The sequence below is a fragment of the Candidatus Nitrosopumilus sp. bin_7KS genome, assembly GCF_054095835.1.
This window is the reverse complement of record NZ_JBSWSO010000001.1, coordinates 45,638-54,156: the sequence shown is the minus strand read 5'-3', so window position 1 is coordinate 54,156 and position 8,519 is coordinate 45,638. Positions and strand designations below refer to the sequence as shown.

Below are 8,519 nucleotides of genomic sequence, written 5' to 3'. Positions count from 1 at the left end.
CAGAGCTCGTCGGCAGCGTCAGATGTGTATAAGAGACAGAAATTTACTAGTAAAAAATTAAAAAATATCTTATTGCACTAAGAGATTATCATCTGTTTGTTCTACTTTTGCAATTCCTTTTTCAGTAATTGAGTAAGTATATGGTTTAGATTCAGTATTTCTTTGCACATATCCTTCTTCAAATAACTTTTTCATCAGGCGTGAAGTATGCTCACGACTTTTCTTTAATGTGATTTGTATATCACGTGATGTCATAGATTTGGTTGTGATTAGATGCAACACATAATCAATTGGATTTGTAGGCGTAATATTTTGAATAATAGGTGTAGAATCCTCCTTTTGAGGTGTAACTTCAGCCTTAGGAACAACCTCAACTGGTCTTTCTTGAACTTCATTCTTTGCTAATTTTTCTAAAAATTGTTTTAATTCTAGGTTAGGATCCTCTACTTTTTGCTCAAGTCCTTGCATTTCAAAGGCATCTAGGCGTATTTTCATATCAATTAACTGTCTTTCATAATATTCTAAGCGTTCAGCTTGTGAGGCATCAAATACATCACTTCTAGTTTTTACAAAAGGACGTACTTTGAAGTAGGTATACAATCCAACAATACCAATGATAAATGCTAAAATCACACTTAAAATCACTTCAGGTTCAGGAATTTCTACTAACATCACAACTTCTATGCCTACAACGTGATTTATCGTGATTGAACAATATTATTTCACTCTTTAGATTAACAATCTCACACACATTATCACATAGAATTTGAATAGCCATAATATTGAATAATCACATACATCACATGTTGCATGCCTGACGAATGAGCCTATCAATCACATCAATCACTTCATCTTCCCTTTCAGGAAAAATATCACTCTCATTAATCACACTAATTTGTTCTGAAAGTTTTGATATCACATCAATATCATCAGGCAAAAGTATGCCTAAGCCACGAAAAAGTATGATTGAGTAGAATAATCCAATTAATTTATCTCTGGATTGACCAACCTGCCTATAATACGCACCTTTACTAATAGAAAAATTGGATTCAAGAAGATCTTTCTGATTTAAAATAATTTCAACTTGTCGCTCTGTAAACAGTGATTTTTTGATGATTTTACGGATAATGTTGTTAAAATTAGATTCTTCTAACTTGTCCATAGCTATACAAATCTGTATACAGCATTCCAATTAAACTTTAAAGAGACATCTACAAACTCTTTCTATGGCTGGAGACAAAGTTGAATCATTCCTAAAATCTGAATTAAAAAAGAAAAATACATTACTATTCGTATTAATTGATTCAGAAGTATCCAACTTGGAGGCATCAAGTAAGCTTGCTAAAGATGTTGAAAAGATTGGCGCCTCTGCAATTCTAGTTGGAGGTTCATCAGCAACTGATCAAATTGAGATGGCTCAAGTTGTAAAAGGAATCAAAAAAGGCCTAAAAATTCCAATTATTCTATTTCCAGGCAATGTTACAGGCGTTGTACCTGATGCAGATGCCATATTATTTAGTTCACTGATGAATTCTGAAAATCCATATTTTATTACTCAGGCACAGGCTTTAGGTGCTCCAAGTGTTCTAAAATTTGGATTAGAGCCGCTTCCAACTGCCTACTTAGTAATAGGAGATGGAACGTCAGCATGGTTTGTTGGTTCAGCAAGAGGAATTCCATTTGAAAAACCAAAAATTGCTGCAGCATACTCTCTCGCTGCTCAATTTTTAGGTATGAGATTTGTTTACTTGGAGGCAGGATCTGGTGCAAAAACCCATGTTACTCCTGAAATGGTAAAAACTGTCAGACACGCATTTAATGGATTTTTGATAGTGGGTGGAGGCATCAAAGATGTAAAAACTGCTGAAAGTTTGGCTAAAGCCGGAGCAGATGCATTAGTTATTGGAACTTTTCTTGAAAAAGGCGGAAGTATCAAAAAACTCGAAGAAATAGCAAAAGCAATTCAAAGAAGCAAGTAGTAGGAGGACTAATGTCTGAAAACGATGCAATCTCTCGAATTAGTGATATCAAAATGCCAGATTACTATCTGGATTACTATACCAGTCTTTCAGATGAGACGTATTCGATATTTGAACATGCAGCTTTTGCAAAATCTAGTCTAGTTGACTCTTCAGGTATTATTGAACCTAAAATCGCTTTTGACCTAGCAGACCGAGTTGCAAAAATGCACGAAATTGATATTGCTGATCCATTAAGAGAAATTTTAAAAATTAATGGAAAAGAACTTTCAGCATTAATTTTAGCAAAAGAGATTGCTCTGGGCAAATATTGTCTTCCAGATGCTACATTAGAGGACAAATTAGATCTTGCAGTACGTGTAGGATTGGCTATTATTACTGAAGGGGTTACTATTGCACCACTGCAAGGAATCAGCGAAGTAAAAATTAAGAAAAACAAAGACGGCACTGAATATCTCTCTGTTTCAATTGCAGGTCCAATGCGTTCAGCAGGTGGAACAGAGTCTGCTGTTACATTGTTAATTGCAGATCATGTCAGAAAAATTGCAGGTCTATCAAAGTTTCAAGCTAATTCATTTGATGATGAAACAGGTAGATTTGTTGAAGAATTAAGAATCTATGAAAGAGAAGCAAGCAGCTTTCAATTCCATATTTTGGATGAAGACATTGAACATGTAATTTCTAATCTTCCTGTAGAATTGGCAGGTGTTGATACTGATCCATATGAGGTGGTCAATCACAAAGGCATGGCTAGAATCAAGACTGACCGAGTTAGGGGAGGAGCCTTACGTGTCTTAAATGATGGACTGATTGGAAGATCAAAAAAACTCCTGAAAAGAATTGAATTGTATAATCTAGATGGGTGGGAATGGCTCAATGATCTCAAAGGAGCAGTTCAAACTGGTGATAATCAAGAAGATGCAGCAGCTAAAAGAATGCGCGAAGTAATTACAGGTAGGTCAGTCCTATCTATGCCTAACAAATTAGGTGGCTTTCGTTTAAGATATGGGAGATCATGTAATACTGGCTTTGCAGCAGTAGGAATTCATCCAGTAATTGCAGAAATTTTAGATCATACGATAGCAGTAGGAACTCAAATCAAAATAGATATTCCTGGAAAAGGAGCAACTGTGGCATTTGTTGATTCAATAGATACTCCAACTGTTCGTCTCAATAATGGCAGTGTTGTAAAAATTCGTGATGTAAAACATGGTCTAGAAATTAAAAATGATATTGAAAAAATTCTACATCTTGGAGATATTTTAATTTCATTTGGAGATTTTCTAGAAAATAATGCTCAACTGGTACCTTCAGCTTATGTTGAAGAATTCTGGATAGAAGAATTAAAACAAAAAATTGAAAAATATGATCCAAATGATCAGGTTCTAAACCAATTTTTGAATGAAATTCCTACACTAGATGAAGCATTAAAAATTTCACTTGATTTTAAAATCCCACTACATCCACATTACCTGTATTTCTGGGATAAAATTTCATCTGAAGATCTTCTCATACTTTTAGAACCAAAAAAAGTCAATGAAACATCAATAGAATATTCTATGCAAGTTAAAAAAATTCTTGAAAACTTGGGAACTCCTCATAAAGTTGAAAATGAAACATTGATCTTAGAACATCAGGAAGCGAAAATTTTCTTTAATTTGTTGTTTAGGGAAAAACCAATTATTAGTGATTTATCTGTTCCAAAAATTTTGTCACAATCATCAGGTATTCAAATTAGGAATAAATTTTCTACAAGCATTGGAGTTAGAATTGGAAGACCTGAAAAAGCAGCTCCAAGACAAATGAAACCTCCTACTCATGTATTGTTTCCAATTAGTGATAAGGGTGGACCTACCAGAGATCTACTCAAAGCATCGAGAGCTGAGCATTTTTTTGCTAATATAATTAACCGTCAATGCACTCAATGTAATCAACCTTCTATTGGAATCAGATGTTCTATCTGTGGTACTAAAACATCAATAATTTACAGATGTTCCAATTGCAGAGATACTCTTAATGAACCATTTTGCGAAAAATGTAAACGAAAAGCCCCTGCCCATTCCCATCAAGCATTTCCATTAAAAGCTAGGTTACTTTTAGCTCAGGAAAAAATGGGAATTCGTGCAAAAGAACCATTCAAAGGGGTCAAGGAATTAATTAATCAAGATAAAATTGCCGAACCATTAGAAAAGGGACTTGTAAGACAAAACTTTGGTTTAACCACTTTCAAAGACGGAACAGTAAGATGTGATGCAACAAATTCTCCACTTACTCAATTCAAACCATCTTGGATTGGAACATCTATTGAGAAATTAAAGGAATTAGGGTATTCTCATGATATAGATGGAAAACCTCTTGAATTCATTGATCAAATTATTGAGATTCGAATGCAGGATGTTATTATACCAAATGAAATCGGAAAATATCTAGTTAATGCCTGTAAATATGTCGATGTTCTTTTAGAAAAATTCTATGGAAAATCTTCGTTTTATAATGTAAAAAACACAGACGAATTAATTGGACATCTGATAATTGGTTTGGCTCCTCACACATCAGTGGGAATAGTTGGAAGAATTATTGGATATACTGAAACTCATGTTTGTTTTGGAACTCCAAATTGGCATTCTGCAAAAAGAAGAGATGCAGATGGAGATGCCGATTCTATAATGTTACTAATGGATAGCCTTCTGAATTTCTCAAGGCAGTTTCTATCAGATAGAATTGGTGGTTTGATGGATGCACCTTTACTTATTCAACCACATGTTTTACCACATGAATCTCAACCTCAAGCACATAATCTTGAAGTTACAAAAATACTTCCTTTGGAATTTTTTGAATCTACATTTGAACAGGTAAAAGCATCAGATGTATCCTCAATTGAGATTATTAAATCACGACTTGATACTGAAAGACAATTCTATGATTATCACTTTACACATTCCACTTCCTCACTTACTACATCCAAATCAAGAAGTGCATATTCCACACTTGGCTCTATGCTTGACAAATTTGATATGCAAGTCAGAAATGCTGAATTAATCAATGTTGTAAATCCTGCAGAACTTGTTTCAAATGTAATTTCAACTCATTTAGTTCCAGATTTGATGGGAAATCTTAGAGCATATGCAAGACAAAGTTTCAGATGTACAGCATGTGGAAAATCATATCGTCGTATGCCTCTAATCCAAACATGTGTTTGTGGGCATAAACTAATTGCCACAATTACCAGGGGTTCTGTAGAAAAATATTTGAAACTTGCAAAAAGACTTGTTGAAAAATATGATGTTGGTGAATATCAAAAAGGAAGAATCCATGCCTTATCAGATGAAATTGAACTAGTATTTGGAAAGAGTCGAGGAGATCAATCCTTGCTTTCAGACTATTCGTAAATTTATCTTAATTTGACGTATTCGTAAGCGCCCAATTTATTATCAAAACAGAATTTAACTTTCTGAAAGTCTTTTCTGAATGATTTAACTTTTGAAAGTATCTTTTTTGGATCTTTTTTATCAATTACAACTTGTTTTAGATAGGAAGCAATTTCTTGCATTTCATTTTTCTTCATTCCTAATCGTGTAATTTCAGAAACTCCTAATCTAATTCCACCTGGATGGAAATAGTTTCTTCCTGCTTTAATATCTCCAGGAATTAATTGTCTGTTAACAATAATATTTGCTTTTTCTAAATCTGCTTCTACCTTTCCACCATCAGAATAATCTAAAACATTAACTGCAATTTGATGTGATTCCGTAAAGCCTCGACTTTCACCTAACACTTTGAATCCCATATCACTCAAGGCTTCTGCAAATATTTTGGCATTTTTGATTACTTCAACTGCATAATCTTTTCCAAATTCTAATGCTTCTGCAAATGCAACAGCTTTTCCAGCCATGTGATGAATATGATGACTACTAGTAAGACCCGGGAAAGTCGCTTTTTTGATAACTTCTTCATGTTCTTTTGAACCTAAGACAAGTCCTCCTTGAGGACCAAACAAAGTCTTATGAGTACTCATAGTCATTGTATCTGCACCTTCGCGTAAAGGATCCTGGAATTTTCCACCAGCAATTAATCCTGCAACATGAGCAGCATCATAATTGATATGCATATCGTAACTTTTTAGAAAATCTGATAATTCTTTGACAGGGTGAGGGAACAAGAATAATGAACCACCAAACATTGCCATTTTTGGAAGACGATTTTGTTTTTTAAGATCTTTTACTTTTTGTTTTGTTTTATCTATGTCAATTGTCATTTCTTCAGCATTAAATGGATAGAATTCAATTTCTAATCCATGAACTAATCCAGCAGTTCCAGAATGTTCCTTCTTACCATGAGAGATATGTCCACCTGCAGGAATTGATGGTGCTAACATAATGTCACCAGGATTTGTAAATGCAGAATAAATTGCTAAGTTTGCAACAACTCCTGAAATTGGTCTAACATCTGCAAATTTTGCTTTGTATAATTTTTTAGCTAACTTCATACATTCAAACTCTACTTCATCAATGTAGACACAACCTGCATAGACTCTTTCTCCAGGCCATCCTTCTGCATATCTATTTCCAAAATCAGAAATTATTGCTTCTCTGACTGCTGGACTGGGAATATTTTCACTTGCAATCAATGGAATTGAATTTTCAAACCATTTATGATGTTCTTTTAAACTTGTAAAAATTTTATCATAAGATTCTTTATTTTCCGATTTTACCATATTTTTCATCTTGATTTTCCCAATTTAAAAACACCGCTGTTATTTCGACATTACCGATCTTGATCTGGAAGGTATAAAAGGGGAATTAGGAGTTTTGGCATCTATGGGAATGCAGGCAACTTCAAAAGGTACTATGCCAGTTGTTTTGCTAAAAGAAGGCGGTACTGAAACTAAAGGACGAGAAGCCCAAAAAAATAACATTGCAGCAGCTAAAATTATTGCTGAAATCGTTCATACCAGCCTTGGCCCAAGAGGCATGGATAAAATGCTAGTTGATTCCTTAGGTGACGTTACAATTACAAATGATGGTGCTACTATCTTAAAAGAAATTGATGTTCAACATCCAGCAGCAAAAATGCTAGTTGAAATATCAAAAACTACAGATAATGAAGTAGGAGATGGTACAACTTCTGCTGTTGTATTAGCAGGTGCATTACTTTCACAAGCTGAATCATTAATTGATCAAGATGTTCATCCAACAATCATTGTAGATGGATATAGAAAAGCTGCAAGAAAAGCAAAAGAATTCCTTGAAGAAATTGCAGTTACAATTTCAGCAAATGATAAAACTATTCTAAATAAAATTGCAAAAACTTCTATGCAAACTAAGCTAGTTAGAAAAGATTCTGATCTACTTGCAGATATTATTGTAAAATCAGTACTTGCTGTTGCAGAAAAAGATGGTGAATCATTTGAAGTTGACATTGATGATATTAAAGTAGAAAAGAAAGCAGGTGGTTCTATCCGAGATTCAACTATTATTCAAGGTATTGTTCTTGATAAAGAAATTGTTCATGGAGGCATGCCAAGAAAAATCACCGATGCTAAAATTGCACTGATCAATACTGCATTAGAAATTAGTAAAACTGAAACTGATGCTAAAATTAACATTTCAAATCCTCAACAATTAAAATCATTTTTAGATGAAGAAAACAGAATGCTAAAAACAATGGTTGACAAAGTAATTGGTTCTGGTGCTAATGTAGTATTATGTCAAAAAGGATTAGATGACATGGCTCAACATTATCTTGCAAAAGCTGGTATTATTGCTGTTAGAAGAATTAAAGAAAGTGATCTTACTAAACTTGCAAAAGCAACAGGAGCTAGAATAGTTACTAATCTTGATGATTTATTTGAAAAAGATCTTGGTATTGCTGAAACTGTAGAAGAAAGAAAAATTGAAGAGGACAAATGGGTATTTGTTGAAGGATGTAAACATCCAAAATCAGTAACATTACTTCTTCGTGCAGGTTCACAAAGAGTAGTAGATGAGGTAGAACGTTCTGTTCATGATGCTTTAATGGTTGTAAAAGATGTAATTTTAAAACCTCAAATTGTTGCAGGTGGCGGTGCCCCAGAAACTTATGCAGCAACAAAAATTAGAAGTTGGGCCAAATCTTTAGAAGGTAGAGAACAACTTGCAGCAGAAAAATTTGCTGATGCTTTAGAAGAAATTCCATTAACACTATCTGAAAATGCTGGAATGGATCCAATTGATACTCTTACAATTTTACGTTCTAAACAACAGAAAGGAGAAAAATGGACTGGAATTGATGTTATGAAAGGAAAAATTGCAAACATGAAATCAAGTGATATTATTGAACCATTAGCAGTTAAACTACAGATTGTTTCAGCAGCTGCAGAAGCTGCATGTATGATTCTTAGAATCGATGATGTTATTGCTACTCAAAAATCAGCCGGTGGACCTCCTGGAGGAGGAGAAGGCGGAATGCCTGGAATGCCACCTGGAATGGGCGGTATGGGTGGAATGCCTGGAATGGGTGGCATGCCTGACATGGGCGGAATGATGTAAATCATTTTGAAAT

The 8,519-nt window shown here is 34.2% G+C and carries 6 protein-coding genes; 3 read left to right on the top strand and 3 right to left on the bottom strand.

Annotated elements, in window-relative coordinates; genetic code table 11:
- Positions 1 to 69: 69 nt before the first annotated feature.
- Complete coding sequence (locus tag ACW9W4_RS00340) at positions 70 to 672, bottom strand: winged helix DNA-binding protein (RefSeq protein ID WP_457760561.1); 603 nt, start codon at positions 670 to 672, stop codon at positions 70 to 72.
- A 127-nt stretch (positions 673 to 799) separates the two neighbouring features.
- Complete coding sequence (locus tag ACW9W4_RS00335) at positions 800 to 1,162, bottom strand: hypothetical protein (RefSeq protein WP_179362732.1); 363 nt, start codon at positions 1,160 to 1,162, stop codon at positions 800 to 802.
- A gap of 64 nt (positions 1,163 to 1,226) precedes the next feature.
- On the opposite strand from ACW9W4_RS00335, the gene ACW9W4_RS00330 reads away from it, so the two are divergent.
- A complete protein-coding gene (locus tag ACW9W4_RS00330) occupies positions 1,227 to 1,979 on the top strand; it encodes a phosphoglycerol geranylgeranyltransferase (RefSeq protein WP_179362731.1) in 753 nt (250 codons plus the stop codon).
- A gap of 11 nt (positions 1,980 to 1,990) precedes the next feature.
- Positions 1,991 to 5,368, top strand: a complete 3,378-nt coding sequence (locus ACW9W4_RS00325) for a DNA polymerase II large subunit (RefSeq protein ID WP_457760560.1) — start codon at positions 1,991 to 1,993, stop codon at positions 5,366 to 5,368.
- A 2-nt stretch (positions 5,369 to 5,370) separates the two neighbouring features.
- Here the strand turns inward: ACW9W4_RS00325 and ACW9W4_RS00320 are convergent, their stop codons facing one another.
- On the bottom strand, positions 5,371 to 6,693 hold the full coding sequence (locus ACW9W4_RS00320; RefSeq protein ID WP_457760559.1) for a serine hydroxymethyltransferase: 1,323 nt from the start codon (positions 6,691 to 6,693) through the stop codon (positions 5,371 to 5,373).
- Between the two features lie 103 nt (positions 6,694 to 6,796).
- Between ACW9W4_RS00320 and thsB the strand changes: the two genes are divergently transcribed.
- Positions 6,797 to 8,506, top strand: coding sequence for a thermosome subunit beta (gene thsB / locus ACW9W4_RS00315; protein WP_457760565.1), 1,710 nt, complete (start codon positions 6,797 to 6,799; stop codon positions 8,504 to 8,506).
- Positions 8,507 to 8,519 lie beyond the last annotated feature (13 nt).

Bases quoted from the DNA above. Each gene is read 5' to 3' on its own strand.
- ACW9W4_RS00325 (WP_457760560.1), top strand. From the start codon at position 1,991: ATGTCTGAAAACGATGCAATCTCTCGAATTAGTGATATCAAAATGCCA.
- ACW9W4_RS00340 (WP_457760561.1), bottom strand. From the start codon at position 672: ATGTTAGTAGAAATTCCTGAACCTGAAGTGATTTTAAGTGTGATTTTA.
- ACW9W4_RS00320 (WP_457760559.1), bottom strand. From the start codon at position 6,693: ATGGTAAAATCGGAAAATAAAGAATCTTATGATAAAATTTTTACAAGT.
- ACW9W4_RS00335 (WP_179362732.1), bottom strand. From the start codon at position 1,162: ATGGACAAGTTAGAAGAATCTAATTTTAACAACATTATCCGTAAAATC.
- thsB (WP_457760565.1), top strand. From the start codon at position 6,797: ATGGGAATGCAGGCAACTTCAAAAGGTACTATGCCAGTTGTTTTGCTA.
- ACW9W4_RS00330 (WP_179362731.1), top strand. From the start codon at position 1,227: ATGGCTGGAGACAAAGTTGAATCATTCCTAAAATCTGAATTAAAAAAG.